We start from the raw sequence: 16,804 nt of genomic DNA on the forward strand, positions 1-16,804 counted from the left end.
GAAGACGCCCGATCAAGCATTGTTCGGCGGCAACAGGAGGACCACGATGGCGAAAGCGAAGAAGAAGAAAAGCAAGAAGGCCAAAAAGGCCAAGAAGGCCGTAGCGGCGAAGAAGTCCGCGAAGAAGGCGACGAAGAAGAAGGCGGCCAAGAAGACCGCCAAGAAGTCTGCCAAGAAATCTGCCAAGAAGGCCGCCCCGAAGAAGGCTGCCAAGACGACCGCAAAGAAGTCGGCGGCCAAGAAGGCTGCTCCGAAGAAGGCCGCGAAGAAGGCGGCACCGAAGAAGGCGAAGGCAGCGCCTACTCCGAAGCCGTCGGCACCGGCGGAGACTCCCGCGCCCGCCGAGACAAGCTGGGCGATGCCTTCGTCTTCTGCGGAAGCGGCGCCGGCCGAGGGGCAGGGGTAGGAAGGCGGTCTCTCATCGCCTTCGGACTGTCACTCGGGACTGTTACTCGGGATTGTTACTTGGGATTGTAACGAGAAGGCCGCGGCACCCCGGTGCTGCGGCCTTTTTGCATCGCGGAAGCCGCCCTTGGCGGCTGGCGCTCCGGGCCCACCCTGATTCGTAGCGAAGGTGTCACGCCGCCTGGCGATCCCCGGGTTTACACGGGTCTGCACTGCACCTTGGAATGCAAATAATGTGATCGAGAAGCCACACAGCCTGACAACCTTTCGTGAATTCGTCAAAACGCCTAAAAAGTCGGCAGATGCCCGTGCTTTTTGCTTCACGGTTCCTGTCCATCGATCCAAATTGCCGCAGTGACGCAATTTTGCAGGTAGGCCGCATGCCCCGGGGGGCTTCCGGGGGCGACTGCTAAGTAAGAACGGGTAGATGGGGATCGAAATGAAAAAAGTGGCTTTGTTGGCAACGGCGCTGGCAATGGTGACGACGGGTTCGGCGTTCGCGGCAGATCTGCGCGTGAAGGCATTGAAGGCCCCGCCGCCCCCGGCGTTCGATCCTTGGGATATCGCCTTCGGCGGCGGCATCATGAGCGATTACGTCTTCCGCGGCATCACCCAGTCGAACCATAAGCCGGCCGTCACGGCCTATTTCGAGCCTCGCTACAACGTCACCAAGGACTTGCAGCTCTACGTCGGTACGTCCGCCTCGAGCATCTCCTTCCCGAACCGCGCTGCGGCGGAAGTCGACTTCTACGGCGGTATCCGCCCGACCTTCGGCATGTTCGCCTTCGACTTCGGTCTCTGGGGCTACCTCTATCCGGGCGGACAATGCTTCGGCTCGCAGTACACATTGGCTCAGGGCAATTGTGGCGGCGACATCGATTACTCGCAGGGGGCAATCGGCCTTCCGATCAACGGCAACTTCGCCAAGAAGGACGCCAGCTTCTTCGAAGCCTACGCCAAGCTGAACGTCGTCATCAACGACCAGTGGACGGTCGGCTTCAACGAGTACTACTCTCCGAACTTCCTGAACCTCGGCGCCTGGGGCAATTACGCCTCGATCACCGCCAAGTGGACCGCCCCGAGCACGATCTTCGGTGCCAGCGGCGTCGGCATGTATGTGTCGGGTGAGTTCGGCCGGCAGTGGTTCGGCACTTCCGACATCTTCTACGGCATCGCGGGCGATCCGGTTTATGCGAACGGCATCAAGGAGCCGAGCTACAACACCTGGAACGTCGGCGTCGGCTTCACCTACAAGGTGTTCACGCTCGATCTGCGCTATCACGACACCGACCTGAACAAGGGCGACTGCAACGCCTTGACCAGCGATCACACCGCGAAGTTCACCGGAAGCTTCACCCCCATCAACCCGGGCGGCTTCGGCTCCAACTGGTGCAGCGCGGCCGGCGTGGCCAAGCTCTCGTTCGACCTGACGGCGATGAGCAATCTGAAGTAAGCTTCTTTCCGAAACGACTTCGCGAGGGCGGCAGGGCAACCTGCCGCCCTTTTGCTTTTCTCCACGCCGTCATGGCCGGGCTTGACGCGTGTATGGAGTGACGACTCGAACTTGATGATCAGCGGCTACCCAGCGCTCGCCTCAGCGCGCGGCGCTCGGCTCCGCCGCAGTTCGCTCGCCGCCGACGACGTGGATCGCACCGTCCTTCACCAGCGCCACCTTGCGGGTGTGGAAGGCATCGAGCGTCGAGCGGTGGCCGATCGAGACGATGGTGGCCTGCGGCAGTCTCTCCGCCAGCAGCCGGTAGAGCCGGGCTTCCGACGGCTCGTCGAGCGAGGCGGTGGCTTCGTCCAGGAACAGATAGTCCGGCGCATGCAGCAGCGCGCGCGCTAGCCCGAGACGCTGCTGCTCGCCGAGCGAGAGCATCCTGTTCCAGTGGCCGTCCTCGTCCAGCCGCTCGGCGAGATCGGGCAGCCCGACCGCGATCAGGGCCTCGCGGACCTGCGCGGCGTCGAACGCGCCCGGCGCTGCCGGATAGACCACGGCATCGCGCAACACACCGACCGAGAAATAGGGCCGCTGCGGCAGCATCATCAGCTTTGCCTTTTCCGGGACCACAACCGTGCCGGTGCCGAACGGCCAGATGCCGGCGATGGCCCGGAACAGCGTGGACTTGCCGGAGCCGGACGGTCCGGTCACCAGCACGCGCTCCGAGGCCTGAATGGTGAAGGCCTTGGCGGCCACCAGCGGCGTGCCGTTGGGCAGGTTCACGCAGAGCTGCTCGAGGTCGATATGGCGGCCGGCGACCTCCAGCGCGATGGCAGGCTCATGTGCCGGCAGATTGACCGCCGAGGCGACCGACATCTCGAAGCCATCGAGACGGGCAACCACCGCACGCCATTCGGCCAGGGATCGGTAGGCGCTCACGAAGAATGACAGGGCCTTCTGCACGCTGCCGAAGGCGGACCCGGTCTGCACCATCCCTCCAAGTTGAATCTTACCGGCAAAGTAGGCAGGCGCGGTGAGGATGAAGGGGAAGATCACGGCGGCTTGGGAATAGCTCGCCGTGAAAGCAGTCAGACGCTTGGTCCGGCTCATGATCGCGTACCAATTGCCGACGACATAGCCGTAGCGGTGCAGCAGTCGTTCGCGTTCGGCGCCTTCGCCCTTGAGCAGTGCGATCTGTTCGGAGTTCTCGCGCACGCGGACGAGGTTGAAGCGGAAGTCGGCCTCGTAGCGCTGCTGCTCGAAATTGAGATTGACCAGAGGCGAACCGATCCAGTGCGTCAGCGCGGTGCCGAAGATCGCGTAGACGAGCGCCGCCCACACCAAATAGCCGGGAATGGGAAAGTCGAGGCCCGAGATATGCAGCGGTGCCGCGTTCGACAGCCCCCACAGAATGACCACGAACGAGAGCAGCGTGACGATCGAGGAGAGCAGTCCGATGCCGATATTGAGAGTCTGCTCGACGAAACTCCGGACGTCGTCGGTGATGCGTTGGTCCGGGTTGTCGGCCGCATCGCCCTTGAGCTGCATCCGATAGTGGGTCGCGCTATTCAGCCATTCGGCCAGATAGTGACGCGTCAGCCATTGCCGCCAGCGAATCTGGAGCCACTGATTGAGATAGAGCTGGTAGACGGACAGCGCGACGCTGGCGCTCGCGAGCAGTGTGAAGACGCCCAGCTCCCAGACGAAGCCGTTCCAGTCGCGCTCCTGGAGATAGTTGTAGAAGCGGCTGTACCATTGGTTCACGAGCACATCGATGGCGACCAGCAGCAGTTCGATCACGATCACCGCGCCGAGCAGGCCGCGGCCGGCCCATTTGTCCTCTGACCGGAAATAAGGGATGGCGATTCGCCAGACGATCGCGAGCGTGGCGCGGATGTTGTTCACAGAGCTGGATCTCCTCAGGGGATGTGCACGATGCCCAGAGCCAAATAGCTGAGGCGATGGCGGAAATGGGCGCGCTTAGACGAAAGTCGCAAGTTCTGCAATTTGCGTTGGATTGTCGCAGCCAGCAACCCTAGCATGGTGCCCGCCGGTGCGGGGCAGGGTGCTCCGGGATTTCGCGACCTTGTGAGCGGCCTGGGAACCGCCGGATGCGCGAGAACTTCGCGCCGCGGCTGCAACTGGCTGCCGATCGCTTTCTCGTTCGGCGTGGTCTTCGAAGGCGCCCCGGGCTTCGCCATGCCGGTGCGCCTGCATCGACCATGCGCGAACCTTCTCAACGCCCCCGCCGTCTCATAGAAGGTGCGGCAAGTCAGGTCGGTCGAGAGGTCTCATGGTTTCGTTCCAGCGATTGGTGTGTGCGGCGGTTGCAATGTTCGCGATGTCCACACTCGCGCGTGCCCAGGAGGCGTTTCCGTTCGGCACCGAGATGACGCTGGAGGCGTTGCCGCAGGCAGGCTCGAAGCGGATTCCCAACATCGAGATCGGCGACAATGGCGAGGTCGTGCTGGAGCTCTGGTGCAAGGGCGGCAAGGGCCAGTTCTCGGTCGCCGGCAACACCGTGATCTTCGTGCCCGGCCAGATCCAGAACCGCAACTGTCCGCCGGCGAGAGCGCAGGCCGACGACGAGCTCGTCGCAGCCCTCGGCAGCGTCGAGACCTGGAAGCGCCAGGGCGACGTGCTGACGCTGATCGGCCCGAAGCCGCTGCGCTTCAGGACGACGGGGAATTAGGCCTCTGTCATTCCCCGCGAAGGCGGGGAATCCAGTACGCCGCAGCCTATCGATTCCATCGCTGCTGTCTCGGAGTACTGGAAGTCAAGCCTACTTCCAGACCGACTTGTCGGCGTCCCAGCGCTGGCCCTTCAGCTCCTTGACGAGCGCCTCGATCGAGCCGTTGTCGTCGGGCAGATCGCCTTCTTCGTCGAGGCTCGCATCGTCGGACAGATTGAGCCTGGCACCGCTGCCCTCGTCGGCCGTCGTGGTCGCCGGGCTGCCGATCCAGAGCATGAGCTTGTCGGTGGTGCCCGGCTTGTCGGGCGAGACCAGGCCTGCAAGCTCGATCGTGTCGGTGAGCTCGAGCGCCGGGAAGTCCTGGTTCGGCCGCTTGAACACCAGCTTGAGCCTGCCGGTGGCCGGGTTGAAGTTTTGCGTGACCGGCTTTGCCGCGAGCGTCCTGCTCAGCACGCTCGCCACCGCCGTTGCAAGCTTGCCCTTGTTGATCTTGTCGCCCTCGCGCCAGTCGGCCGCAGGGAAGCGGATGGTGCGGTCCATCTCGGTCATGCCCGCGGTCCAGCCTGCGGCGGTGACGCCCGGCATTGCCTTGAACTTCGCCAGCAGCGCGCCGGCGCGCTCGGGATCGACCGACATGGTGATGGTCTGCTCGCCCGCGCGCAGCGCGTCGCAGCCGACATTGAGGCTCGCCAGCGTCACCTCGACCTCCTGGCCCTTCAGGCTCTTCAGGAAGTCGGTCGCGGCGTCGAGCTTGACCTTGACCGCGATCGCTTCCGGCGAGACGTCGGTGAAATCCTTCGGCTGCGGCGTGATGCCGTCGTCGGAGGCCTGACTGTCCAGGAATTCCTTTTCGCTGAGATCGGAATTGTCCGGCGAGGTCACTTCGGTCACCGCCTGGCCGACCGCGATCTGGCCGCGGAATTCGAACATGTCGCCGGACTGCTTGCGCGTCAGCTTGACGCTGACCGGCGACTTCTCACTGATGCTCTGCGTCGTTCCGGTCAGCGTCTGGCCGGCGACCTGGAGGTTGACGACGAAGCGGTCCTTGCGGTCGGAGTTCTTCGCGATGGGGTAGCAGACGTCGAGCACCGCCGCGCTCAGCGTTTTGCCCTGGCGCGTCTCCTTCAGGATCACGTCGGCATTGCCGTCCATTAGCCCGTCCATCGCGGTGAAATAGCGCGTCTCGGTTCCCCCCGGCGCGGTCGCCTTCGGCGACAGCTTCATCTGGGCGGAGGCCTGCGGCGGAACGGCGAGCAGGGCCAGAACGGCCGTGGAGCAAACCAGAAGCGCACGCATCGATGACATCCTCGCGCAACGGCCATGATCCGGAAAGCGTGAAGCGGTCTCTAGGATCATGCCCGAACAATCAGAATCGGCGCGCCACCGTAGTGGGTTTTGGCCGCTGGTTGAATCGGAAAGCGAAACGGGCAGGGTCGGCAAAAAAGAAGGCCGCCCGGAGGCGGCCTTCGCAACTCTGTCACGGAACGGGAGGCTTAGAAGCCGCCCATGCCGCCGCCGGGGGGCATCGCGGGCGGAGCTTCCTTCTTCGGCATCTCGGCGACCATGGCCTCGGTGGTCACCAAGAGGCCGGCCACGGAAGAGGCGTCCTGCAGCGCGGTGCGCACCACCTTGGCGGGATCGATGATGCCCTTCTCGACCATGTCGACATAGTCCTCGTTCTGGGCGTCGAAGCCGAAGGTCTCGGACTTGTTCTCCAGGATCTTGCCGACCACGATCGAGCCTTCCACGCCGGCGTTCTCGGAGATCTGGCGGATCGGGGCTTCCAGCGCCTTCAGCACGATGTTGATGCCGGCCTGGACGTCGTCATTGGCGTTGGTGAGACGGCCGACCGCCTTCTTGGCGCGGAGCAGCGCGACGCCGCCGCCCGGGACGATGCCTTCCTGAACCGCGGCGCGGGTGGCGTTGAGCGCGTCCTCGACGCGGTCCTTCTTCTCCTTGACCTCGATCTCGGTGGCGCCGCCGACGCGGATCACCGCGACGCCGCCGGCGAGCTTGGCGAGGCGCTCCTGGAGCTTCTCGCGGTCGTAGTCCGAGGTGGTCTCCTCGATCTGGGCCTTGATCTGGCCGACGCGGGCCTCGATGTCGGGCTTCTTGCCGGCGCCGTTGACGATCGTGGTGTTCTCCTTGTCGATCACCACCTTCTTGGCGCGGCCGAGCATCTTCACCGTGACGTTCTCGAGCTTGATGCCGAGCTCCTCGGAGATCAGCTGGCCGCCGGTCAGGATCGCGATGTCCTCCAGCATGGCCTTGCGGCGGTCACCGAAGCCCGGCGCCTTCACCGCGGCCACCTTCAGGCCGCCACGGAGCCGGTTGACGACCAGGGTGGCCAGCGCCTCGCCCTCGACGTCCTCGGCGATGATGACGAGCGGCTTGCCCGACTGCACCACGGCCTCCAGCACCGGCAGCATGGCCTGCAGGCCCGAGAGCTTCTTCTCGTGCAGGAGGATGTAGGCGTCCTCGAGCTCGGCGGTCATCTTCTCGGCGTTGGTGACGAAGTAGGGGCTGAGATAGCCGCGGTCGAACTTCATGCCCTCGACGATATCAACCTCGGTCTCGAGCGACTTGTTCTCCTCGACGGTGATGACGCCCTCGTTGCCGACCTTCTGCATCGCCTGGGCGATCATCTTGCCGATGGCGGCATCGCCGTTGGCCGAGATGGTGCCGACCTGGGCGACCTCGGAGGAGGCGGCGACCGGCTTGGCGCGCTTCTCGATGTCCTTGATGACGGCGGCAACCGCGGTGTCGATGCCGCGCTTGAGATCCATCGGGTTCATGCCGGCGGCGACCGCCTTGGCGCCTTCGCGCACGATGGCCTGGGCCAGCACGGTCGCGGTGGTGGTGCCGTCGCCGGCGAGGTCGTTGGTCTTGGAGGCGACCTCACGCACCATCTGGGCGCCCATGTTCTCGAACTTGTCCTCGAGCTCGATCTCCTTGGCGACCGTGACGCCGTCCTTGGTGATGCGGGGGGCGCCGAAGCTCTTCTCGATGACGACGTTGCGGCCCTTCGGGCCGAGCGTCACCTTGACGGCGTTGGCGAGAACGTCGACGCCGCGCAGCATGCGATCGCGCGCGTCTCCGGAAAACTTGACGTCTTTGGCAGCCATGGTCTGCAATCCCTCGTGTTATGTGATGTGTGTTGTCTTGTGCCGTGCGGCGGAACGATGGATGCCCGGATCGCCTGGATCCGGGCATGACATTCAGCGGCTGTTCAGGCGGACGGCCTTAGGCCAGCACGCCCATGATGTCCGACTCCTTCATGATCAGGAGCTCTTCGTTGTCGATCTTGACCTCGGTGCCCGACCACTTGCCGAACAGCACGCGGTCGCCGACCTTGAGGTCGATCGGGATCAGCTTGCCGGTCTCGTCGCGGCCGCCGGGGCCGACGGCGACGATCTCGCCCTGGGACGGCTTTTCCTTGGCCGTGTCCGGAATGATGATGCCGCCCTTGGTCTTTTCCTCGGCGTCGATACGTTTGACCACGACACGGTCATGCAGCGGACGAAATTTGGATTTAGCCATGACGTTTCCCTTTGGAGGCTCGCTTCGGAAGTAGTGGGGTCGGTGGGGCGGCGCTTCCGTCCCCCTCTCGTCGAGGATCGAACGGCGCGCTTAGCAATCGGGCTTTCCGAGTGCTAATAGTGGGTCCGGAAATATGGCTTGGCCGCGATCCTGTCAAGCAAAGGTGGTTAAGCGATTGTTGAGGCGGATATAGGATGGTGGCATTGGAAACTCGCTCGGGGCGTCGGCGTAAAGAACGACGTCATTGCTCCGGCAGCGGTTTTGCGCTTGGCTGCGGGAGGGGTGCGGCCATGGTCTTGTTCGGGGGAATGCCATGATCAGTTCGGCTCACGCGCGCACGGTTGCCAATCTGGCGGCCGCCTCTTGTCTGGCGCTGGTGCTGGGCGCCTGCGGCGGCGGCTTCAACCTGCCGTCCCTCACGTCGTCCCCGCCGCCGCCCGATGCCGAACCTGGCGTCGCTCCGGAAATGCCCGCCAGCATCCGCGCCGACGAGATCGTCGGCCGCTGGGGCCTCGCCTCGTTCCAGAATCCGGCCGACCGCGCCCGCACCGAGAAGATGGCGCGCGAGCAATGCAGGAACCCCTACGTGATCACCGCCGGTTCCTCCGGTGGCGTGATCATGCATCTCGCCGACCAGGCGACGCCGCAGGAGCTGCGGCTGAAGGGCTCGCCGAGCGGCAAGAACTACATCGGGCCGGCCGGCCCGACCCCCGGCGACCAGGACCGCGAAATCGTCTCCTTCGACGGTCGCGTCATGATCACCCGCTTCATCGACAAGGACGCCGGCACCCGCTATGGCAACATGGTCTACGTCCGCTGCGCGCCGAGGGCGTGACGGTCTCTTACCCTCTCCCCTTGGGAGAGGGTGGCTCGCCGCGTAGCGGCGAGACGGGTGAGGGGTCTATCTCCTCACGAACGGTCTTGCGAGTCGAGAGAACCCTCATCCGGCGCTTCGCGCCACCTTCTCCCACAAGGGGAGAAGGGAAGAAGAGTTCACGATCTGCACCGGCCAAAACAAAAAACGCCGGCCCAAGGCCGGCGTTTTGTTATTCCGATGTCGTCGCCGCTCAGTCGAACAGCGCGTCGATGTCGTCCTGCGAGGCGTGGCCGACGTCGCCGGCGAGCTTGGGGCCGTTGAGGAGCTTCTCGTCCTCGCTGCGGTTGTCGACCTGCGCGGGCACATGGGACTTGATCGCGTCGACGCCGCCCCAGATCTCCATCATCGCGTTGATGTGCTGCTCGATGAACTTCATCGTGCCCATGACCTTGCTGATGCGCTGGCCGGTCAGGTCCTGGAAGTTGCAGGCTTCGAAGATCGAGATGACGCGTTCCTGGATGTCGTCGGCAAGGCGCTTCTGCTGATCGATCGAGTCCACCTTCGACATCGCGCTGGCGGCCTGGTCGATCGATTCCGCGGCTTCGAGGATCTGCTGGGTCGCCTGCTCGGTGCCGCCGACCACCGCGCCGAGCTCGCCGTTGACCTTGGCCATCTCGCCGCCGTCGAAGCTCTTGCCGTGCAGCGTCGCGATCTCGCGCTTGGTGCGGTCGATGGCGTCGTGGATGAGGTCGAGCTCGACCTTCAGCTTCTCGCACTGCTCGATCTGCGCCCGGTAGGTCTCGAGCATGGTGCGCGCTTCGGCAAGCTCGTGCGCGGTCGAGGCGTCGATCGCCGCCATGGCAGCGCTGCCGGACAGCGGGGCCGCGACGATGCCCTTCGCCATCTGGGCGCGGATCGCGCGCAGCTCGGCCATGATCTCGCTATGCATCGGGAGTGCCTCTTCAGTTACGTCTACAATGGGCATCTCGCCACCGACGATATCTTCGACGCGAAAACGCTTGCGGTGAACAGCCATCAGGATACTCCCCCCACCTCACTCACGCGTCTTTGTAGGCAGAAGCGATTTAACACGAAGTTCACAGCAGGAACTGCTGATCGGCCGCGCGCGACGCGGCGCAAAGAAGCGATTAACCATCACCGCGCGGCGTTCATCGAAAATAAACGCTGATCGCCAAATTGCAGGCGCGCTCGCGACGTGGTGAATCCAAACGCGCTGTCCGTTTACCAAACAAAACGGCTTTTGCTTTTTATTGACCACGTCGAAGAGCGCGGATCAGCCACCGGCTCTCCACGACGCATGTGATCTAGACGAAACAGTACAGAGTACGTCGATGTTCAAGAAAATGTCTGTCGCGCTGCTCGGCAGCGCTTGCACCTTCATGGCCGGCGCGAACGACGCGGGCGCCTTCGACAACAGCGTGCCGAACGATCCGCCCGCGGTGCTGTACCAGCCGCGCGTGCCGCCGGCGCCGGTGCGCGTGGCGTCCCATTCCAACATGGGCGGCGGCTTCATCGAATTCCTGTTCGGCGATGGCCCCGGCCGCGGCCCGGCCTACGCGCCGGAGCGGCCGGTGTATCAGCAGCAGCCGGGCTATTACGACCAGCGGCGCCTGCCGCCGATGGGCGAGCCGCAGATGCAAGGTGGGTATCAACAAGGCGGATATCAGCAGGGCGCGTCTCTGCAGCAGGAGGCGGTCGATCCGCGGCAGCGTCCGTTGGATCCTAAATTTGAGAAACAACTCGTTGACTATAGCGGCAAGGAAAGTCCCGGCACGATCGTGGTCGATACGCCGAACAAGTTCCTCTATCTCGTCGAGGGCAACGGCCGGGCATTGCGCTACGGCATCGGCGTCGGCCGTCCCGGTTTCACCTGGTCCGGCGTGAAATCGATCACCGCCAAGCGCGAATGGCCGGACTGGACGCCGCCGGCGGAAATGCTCGCGCGCCGGCCCGATCTGCCCAGGCACATGGAAGGCGGCCCGGAAAATCCGCTCGGTGCCCGTGCGATGTATCTGGGATCGACGCTCTATCGCATCCACGGCTCCAACGAGCCCTGGACCATCGGCACCAATGTCTCCTCCGGCTGCATCCGCATGCGCAACGAGGACGTCATCGACCTCTATGGCCGCGTCAATGTCGGCACCAAGGTCGTGGTGATGTGAAGCGTCATGCGCTCGATGGAGCGATCAAGTCCGGGTGCCGCGTCGGCTCGAAATGCGCGGCGTCGAAGGGACGCTGCCGCCGCCAAACGTCTGCCTGAATAGTCCTACGTCCGATGACGGTGCCTCGACCCGGGACGAGGGACAGCGGAGCGGCGAGGACGAGCTGATGAAGCCGAATGCGGTGCGCGAGCCGAGCGGTTCAGCCGCCGCACCGACAGCTCTGCCTTCCTGAGGCGCTCGTGCAGTCCCTCCAACTCGTACAATTCGGTGATGAGATGGGTCGTGACGTCGCTCAGGGTCGCGATGCGCTGTTGAAGTGAACTCATTCTTAAAACCCCCGACTGTAGCCAAGAGAGGCAGCCACGATGTGTGGCATAAGCAGTGTGTTCTTCCAATTGAACACCCATGTCCAAATTTGGAAATCCGGGAGTCTACGGCGGCGTGTGTCGGAGGACGATTTCGCCCGGCATGGTGAAGTCAGGCGCACCTCGTGACGTTCTGCACGGTGCTGTCCGACAACGCACGCACTAGTCATATTATATCGAATGGCATCATGGCGTGTGATGGCAGAGCAGAAGTGCGTTGAGCTCTGCTTGAACAGAAATCGGCCGCCCGGAGGCGGCCGTTCCACATCTGTCGGTCGAATGGCCTACGCGTAATCGCTGCCGCCGTCGTCGTCGCCGCCGAAATCGCTGTTGTCGGCCGTGTCGAAGCTGTCGTCGTGATCGTTGCCGTAGTTCTGGTCGTAGTTGTCGCGCTCGTTCGACGCTTGGTCGAAGAAGCCCTGGCGGGATTCCCGGTTCGAGCCAATGTCATCGAGGCCGGCCTCGCGCGCCAGCGAGCCGCCGGACTGATCGCCGCCGCCCCAAGGACTTCCACCAGCGCTGCGGTCGCCGAGCGCGTTGCTGTCGCCAAAACCCTGCTGGTGCGATCCGCCCATCATGCCGCGGATGCTGGAGAGCAGCAGCGAGCCGCCGACGACGCCGGCCGCGGCCGCCGCCGCCGTGCCGAGGAACGAGCCGCCGCCACCGCCGATCGGCGGAGCGCCCTGACCCGGACCTTGGCCGTAAGCCTGTCCGTAAGGCGGCGCGCCGTAGCCCGGCTGGCCTTGCGGCATCGCCTGTCCGGTATTCCAAGCCGGACGCTGCTCACGCTGCGGCACATTCGGCACCGAGCCGCGGGACGGGCCGCCGCCAAACAATGTGTCGCGCATGGTGTCGAGGAAGCCGCCAGACTGCGCCTGCTCGGGCGCGTGGGCCGCTTCCAGCTCCTGGATGCGGGCATTGGCGCGCTTCAGCGCTTCGTCCTGGACCAGCGTGGTCTGCACCAGCGCGTAGATGGCGCCGGGCGCCTTGCGCAGCCCGTCGGAGATCGCGGCGATCGCATCGGGATCGCGCTGTGCATTCTCCAGCTTAGAAAGCCGGTCAAAAAGGTCGTCGACGAGCTGGCGTTCCTGCGGCGTCATGATCTGTCTCCTTCGCGCCAAACCAAGCGCGAGAGGAGATGTAGGCTTCCATTATGGCCCCAACAGTGCCGGCCGGATTAAATTTCGGTATGCGACAAGCTGCCTCTGGGCCGCTTTTCGCCGTTCATTGCAGTGTCACGTTGCTGTCGGCCAGCAGGCGCGCGAACGCATCGCCCGCGAGATAGGCGTGCTCGCGCTCGCGGACGTCGGTCATGGGGTCGAGGCCGGTGAGGACATCATCGACAAAGCCGGGATGGCACATCACGAGGCCGCCGTCGGGGAGACCTTCCAGGAATTGCCGCATCAGCGCGCCGAAATCGGCGGCGCGCGTGAAATCATAGGCGCCGGCGAAGCCGGGGTTGAAGCTGAGGCCGGCGCTGCCGGCGCGGCGGCGGAATTGCGCGCTGAGGATATCGAGCACCATGGCCTTGGGGGAGGCCAGCCGCTGCCGCAGCGGCAGGTCGCGGCCGCCCTGGCGCACCCAGGCGTTCGGCGCGACTTCGCTGACCGCATCGACAAAACCGTCGCGCACCTGCGGGAAGAGCTGCACATGCTGGTGACCGTCGACGAAGTCGGGGGCGCGTCCGAACGCGTCCATGAAGGCGGCCAGCTGTGCCTTCACCTCGTTGCGGATGAATTCACGGTCGAGCCGGCGCATCAGACCGGCGCGCAGCAGCTTGGGAAAGGCGAAGAACATGTCGCCGTCCAAGGGGCGGAAATGCATGGTGAGCGGCCGGAACGGCGCCGACAGCGTCACGTGCAATCCGATCGCGCATCGCGGGCTTTGCGTTGCCGAAGCCTGCAGCGCCTCGACGTCGCCGCGCGCGATCGCGGGTCCCACCATCATCACCGAGGTGGCATTGAGGCGGCCGCGTTCGATCAGGTCGCGGATGGCGCGGTTGACGCCCGGGCTGATGCCGTAATCGTCGGCGCAGAGCCAGATCCGCCGCGGGCTCGCGGCCACGCTCATTCGGCTGCCGTCCTGCTCGCGGCATCATCAGCTTCGGAATGCTTCTCGCTGTGCTCGGCGACGAAGTAGATCGGGCGCGCCTTCAGCTCGGAGAGGATCTTGCCGATATATTCGCCGACGATGCCGATCATGATGAGCTGCACGCCGCCGATCGTCATCAGTCCGATCACGAGCGAGGGATAGCCGGGCACCTGCTTGCCGGTCGTGAACACTTCCCAGAGGATCGAAAGGCCGAACAGGAAGGCGCCTCCTGCGAGAATGACGCCGAGCAGGCTGGCGAAGCGCAAGGGCGCCACTGAAAAGGACGTCAGGCCCTCGATCGACAGGCCAAGCAGGCTCGCGGCGTTGAAGGTGGTGACGCCATGGGCACGCGCTGCGGGCTCGTAGTCGACGCGGATCTGGCGGAAACCGATCCAGCTGGCGAGGCCCTTGAAGAAGCGGTTGCGTTCCGGCAGCTGCCTCAGCGCCGCGACCGCGCGCGGCGACAGCAGGCGGAAATCGCCGGCGTCCTCCGGAATCTTCTGACGGGCGCCCCAATTGATCAGCGCGTAGAAGCCGTGCACCGCGACCCGGCGCAGGAAGGACTCGTTGTCGCGATGCGCCTTGGCGGTATAGACGACGTCATAGCCGTCATCGATCCAGTGCCGCACCAGCTGTTCCACCAGCGCCGGCGGATGCTGGCCGTCGCCGTCCATGAACATCACCGCGCCGAGGCGGGCATGGTCCAGGCCCGCCATCAGCGCGGCCTCCTTGCCGAAATTGCGCGACAGCGACACCACCTGAACGTCGATGGCGTCGGCCGGCAACGACCGCGCGATCGCCAGCGTCGCATCCTTGCTGCCGTCGTCGACATAGACCACCTCGCAAGACAGGCGATAGCGCTGCCGCAGGGTCTTGGCGAGCTCGCAGATGCGTTGGTGCAGAGCGGTGAGGCCCGCCGCCTCGTTGTAGACGGGAACGACGATCGACAGCCCCTTCGCGGCTGCGCTGGCTGCGGTGGTCGTCATGCCGGATACGTCAGAGCCCAGCGTCATCGATCAAGGTTCCAGAGGTGTTTAGGTCTTCTCAACCGCATATGGTAGCTGCCGTTTGCTGTCGCAAAGCTGAACAAACCTTGGGCTCACCGCCGCAGGAACGCCTCCAGCCTGGCGAACAGCGGGTTCTCGCGGTCGAACACGTAGTCGAGCGACACCACCGAGACGGTCTCGGCGCCATGCTCGCGCAGGAAGCTCGCCAGCGCGTAGAGCTGCCCCGGTGGGCAGTGCAGGGTCAGCATGCCTGACGAGGTCGGACCGCCGAACGGGGCCTCCACGCCGAACCGGCTGTGGGCTTCCCCGAGCAGGGCGGCATCGCATTGCCGGAAGCGGGTGCGGACTTCGCGGTACTTGTTGGCCCGCGCCCGCGCTGCGATGTGATCGAGGATGACACGCGCCGTCTCGCGCGCCTGCGGCGACCAGTCGGCCTCCTTGGCGGCCACCAGATTGGCCTGGCTGCGCAGGATCACGCCGTCGTCGAGCACCCGCAGGCCGTTGGCAGCGAGCGTCGCCCCGGTCGTGGTGATGTCGACGATCAGCTCGGCGCTGCCGGCCGCTGGCGCGCCTTCGGTGGCGCCCGCGCTTTCGACGATGCGGTAATCGCTGATGCCGTGAGCCTGGAAGAAGCCGCGGGTGAGGTTGACGAATTTGGTCGCGACCCGCATCCGCATGTGATGCTGCTCGCGGAAGCCGGTGGTGACGTCGTCAAGGTCGGCCATGGTGCGGACGTCGATCCAGGCCTGCGGCACCGCGACGACGACGTCGGCATAGCCGAAGCCGAGCCCGTCGATCAGCGCCACGCGCTTGTCGGCATCGGCGATGTTCTCGCGCACCAGGTCTTCGCCGGTGACGCCGAGATGCGCGAAGCCGCGCGACAATTGCGCGGCGATCTCGCTCGCCGAGAGATAGGCGACCTCGACATTGTCGAGGCCTGCGATGGTGCCGCGGTAGTCGCGGGCGCCGCCGGCCTTCGACAGTTTGAGGCCGGCACGGGCAAAGAAGGCCTCAGTGTTCTCCTGCAGGCGGCCCTTGGAGGGAACGGCCAGAACGAATGGCGCGCTCATGACTTAAGCTCCCACCTTGCGGCCGATCCGGTTCAGCGCCTCCACCCAGACCGAGAAGCCGACCGCCGGAATCGGCTCAGCTGATCCGAGCTGGGTCATCAGCCCGTCGTAGCGGCCGCCGGCGACCAGCGGCTCGGTGCCGTTGCCGCTGTGATGCAGCTCGAACTCGAAGCCGGTGTAATAATCGAGCCCGCGCCCGAACGCGGTCGAGAAACGAATCTGCCTCACGTTGATGCCGCGCGCGGCCATGAAGCCGACCCGGCTCTCGAACTGATCGATCGCAGATGCGAGATCGAGCTTCGCGTTCGTCGTGAGTGCGCGCAGCTCGGCGATGGCGTCGTCTGGATTGCCCGAAATCGACAGGAAGCGCTTGAGCACGGCGATCGCCTCGCGCGGCAGCGCGCCGCCCTTCAGCGTCGATTGCTCAAGGAAGCGATCGGCGATCTCTGCCGTGGTGCGGCCGCCGACATTGGTGGTGCCGGCGATCGACATCAGATCGGTGACGAAGGCGAGCGCAGCCTTGCGGTCGGAGCCGGCAAGGGCCGCCAGCACGCCCTCATACTCGCTGCGCGTCGCGGTGGTCGCGGCCGCCAGCCGCTCCAGATCCTGCTCCAGGCTGATCTTGCGGTTGAAATCCTTGACCAGACGGCGGCGCCAGACCGGATAGAGGTTGAGGGCGTCGAGCAGCGCATTGAACAAGGCGACATCGCCGGTGCGGATCTCGACGTCGCGGACGCCGAAGGCGGCCGTCGCCTCCAGCCCCAGCGCCAGCATCTCGGCATCGGCCGCGGCGCGATCCTGACGGGCGAACGATTCGATACCGGCCTGGAGGAATTCACGGGCCTGGCCGCTACGGTAGCGGAACACCGGGCCGAGATAGCTGAACCCCGCCGGCTGGCCGGCGCGCCCCGAGGCCAGATAGTCGCGCGCGACAGGAATGGTCAGGTCCGGGCGCAGGCAGAGCTCCTCGCCGGAGAGGTCGGTGGTCAGGTACAGGCTCTTGCGGATGTCCTCGCCGGAGAGGTCCAGGAACGGCTCGGCCGGCTGCAGGATGGCGGGTTCGGCCCTCACATAGCCGGCCTGCGCAAACGACAAGAGCAGCGTATCCGCCCAGGCGGCGGAGCCGGCAGCATTTGAGGTGGCAGTCGCGGTCATCTCTGCGGTCCATCGCCCGGCGGAACCGGGCAGGCAAG

The 16,804-nt window shown here is 65.0% G+C and carries 15 protein-coding genes; 5 read left to right on the forward strand and 10 right to left on the reverse strand.

Going from position 1 to position 16,804, the window contains the following annotated elements:
* Positions 1 to 46: 46 nt before the first annotated feature.
* Both I6F36_RS22310 and I6F36_RS22315 read left to right on the forward strand, forming a co-directional pair.
* The gene (locus tag I6F36_RS22310) at positions 47 to 406 is read left to right on the forward strand and encodes a histone (RefSeq protein WP_225172161.1); all 360 of its coding nucleotides are present in this window, start codon (positions 47 to 49) and stop codon (positions 404 to 406) included.
* Positions 407 to 844: 438 nt separating this feature from the next.
* The gene (locus I6F36_RS22315; RefSeq protein ID WP_036027050.1) at positions 845 to 1,858 is read left to right on the forward strand and encodes a TorF family putative porin; all 1,014 of its coding nucleotides are present in this window, start codon (positions 845 to 847) and stop codon (positions 1,856 to 1,858) included.
* Between the two features lie 141 nt (positions 1,859 to 1,999).
* Here I6F36_RS22315 and I6F36_RS22320 read toward each other — a convergent pair whose 3' ends face one another.
* Positions 2,000 to 3,751: an ABC transporter ATP-binding protein/permease gene (locus I6F36_RS22320; protein WP_225172162.1), complete on the reverse strand. Its 1,752-nt coding sequence runs from the start codon at positions 3,749 to 3,751 to the stop codon at positions 2,000 to 2,002.
* 388 nt (positions 3,752 to 4,139) lie between these two features.
* On the opposite strand from I6F36_RS22320, the gene I6F36_RS22325 reads away from it, so the two are divergent.
* Positions 4,140 to 4,538: an META domain-containing protein gene (locus tag I6F36_RS22325; RefSeq protein ID WP_225144904.1), complete on the forward strand. Its 399-nt coding sequence runs from the start codon at positions 4,140 to 4,142 to the stop codon at positions 4,536 to 4,538.
* A 90-nt stretch (positions 4,539 to 4,628) separates the two neighbouring features.
* Here the strand turns inward: I6F36_RS22325 and I6F36_RS22330 are convergent, their stop codons facing one another.
* The 3 genes from I6F36_RS22330 to groES form a co-directional block, all read right to left on the reverse strand.
* Positions 4,629 to 5,834 carry a hypothetical protein gene (locus I6F36_RS22330; RefSeq protein WP_225172163.1) on the reverse strand — a complete coding sequence of 402 codons (1,206 nt, stop codon included), beginning with the start codon at positions 5,832 to 5,834 and terminating at the stop codon, positions 4,629 to 4,631.
* Positions 5,835 to 6,031: 197 nt separating this feature from the next.
* Positions 6,032 to 7,663: a chaperonin GroEL gene (gene groL / locus I6F36_RS22335; RefSeq protein WP_036014289.1), complete on the reverse strand. Its 1,632-nt coding sequence runs from the start codon at positions 7,661 to 7,663 to the stop codon at positions 6,032 to 6,034.
* A 118-nt stretch (positions 7,664 to 7,781) separates the two neighbouring features.
* Complete coding sequence (groES, locus tag I6F36_RS22340) at positions 7,782 to 8,078, reverse strand: co-chaperone GroES (protein ID WP_008544107.1); 297 nt, start codon at positions 8,076 to 8,078, stop codon at positions 7,782 to 7,784.
* A 313-nt stretch (positions 8,079 to 8,391) separates the two neighbouring features.
* On the opposite strand from groES, the gene I6F36_RS22345 reads away from it, so the two are divergent.
* On the forward strand, positions 8,392 to 8,913 hold the full coding sequence (locus tag I6F36_RS22345) for a hypothetical protein (RefSeq protein WP_225172164.1): 522 nt from the start codon (positions 8,392 to 8,394) through the stop codon (positions 8,911 to 8,913).
* A 232-nt stretch (positions 8,914 to 9,145) separates the two neighbouring features.
* Here the strand turns inward: I6F36_RS22345 and I6F36_RS22350 are convergent, their stop codons facing one another.
* Positions 9,146 to 9,931 carry a protein phosphatase CheZ gene (locus I6F36_RS22350; RefSeq protein WP_128264861.1) on the reverse strand — a complete coding sequence of 262 codons (786 nt, stop codon included), beginning with the start codon at positions 9,929 to 9,931 and terminating at the stop codon, positions 9,146 to 9,148.
* Positions 9,932 to 10,247: 316 nt separating this feature from the next.
* Between I6F36_RS22350 and I6F36_RS22355 the strand changes: the two genes are divergently transcribed.
* A complete protein-coding gene (locus I6F36_RS22355; protein ID WP_225172165.1) occupies positions 10,248 to 11,078 on the forward strand; it encodes a L,D-transpeptidase in 831 nt (276 codons plus the stop codon).
* Between the two features lie 649 nt (positions 11,079 to 11,727).
* On the opposite strand, the gene I6F36_RS22360 is transcribed toward I6F36_RS22355, so the two are convergent.
* From I6F36_RS22360 to I6F36_RS22380, 5 genes are all read right to left on the reverse strand, one after another.
* On the reverse strand, positions 11,728 to 12,543 hold the full coding sequence (locus I6F36_RS22360; RefSeq protein ID WP_036014279.1) for a DUF2076 domain-containing protein: 816 nt from the start codon (positions 12,541 to 12,543) through the stop codon (positions 11,728 to 11,730).
* A 124-nt stretch (positions 12,544 to 12,667) separates the two neighbouring features.
* On the reverse strand, positions 12,668 to 13,513 hold the full coding sequence (locus I6F36_RS22365) for a ChbG/HpnK family deacetylase (RefSeq protein ID WP_225172166.1): 846 nt from the start codon (positions 13,511 to 13,513) through the stop codon (positions 12,668 to 12,670).
* On the reverse strand, positions 13,510 to 14,547 hold the full coding sequence (locus I6F36_RS22370; protein ID WP_109145351.1) for a glycosyltransferase family 2 protein: 1,038 nt from the start codon (positions 14,545 to 14,547) through the stop codon (positions 13,510 to 13,512). Before I6F36_RS22370 ends, I6F36_RS22365 begins: the two co-directional genes overlap by 4 nt.
* Before the next feature lie 86 nt (positions 14,548 to 14,633).
* Positions 14,634 to 15,611 carry an ATP phosphoribosyltransferase gene (gene hisG / locus I6F36_RS22375; RefSeq protein ID WP_225172167.1) on the reverse strand — a complete coding sequence of 326 codons (978 nt, stop codon included), beginning with the start codon at positions 15,609 to 15,611 and terminating at the stop codon, positions 14,634 to 14,636.
* 3 nt (positions 15,612 to 15,614) lie between these two features.
* Positions 15,615 to 16,766, reverse strand: a complete 1,152-nt coding sequence (locus tag I6F36_RS22380; RefSeq protein ID WP_225172168.1) for an ATP phosphoribosyltransferase regulatory subunit — start codon at positions 16,764 to 16,766, stop codon at positions 15,615 to 15,617.
* Positions 16,767 to 16,804 lie beyond the last annotated feature (38 nt).

The organism is Bradyrhizobium sp. BRP19 (assembly GCF_020194195.1).
GTDB classification, from domain to species: Bacteria; Pseudomonadota; Alphaproteobacteria; order Rhizobiales; family Xanthobacteraceae; genus Bradyrhizobium; species Bradyrhizobium yuanmingense.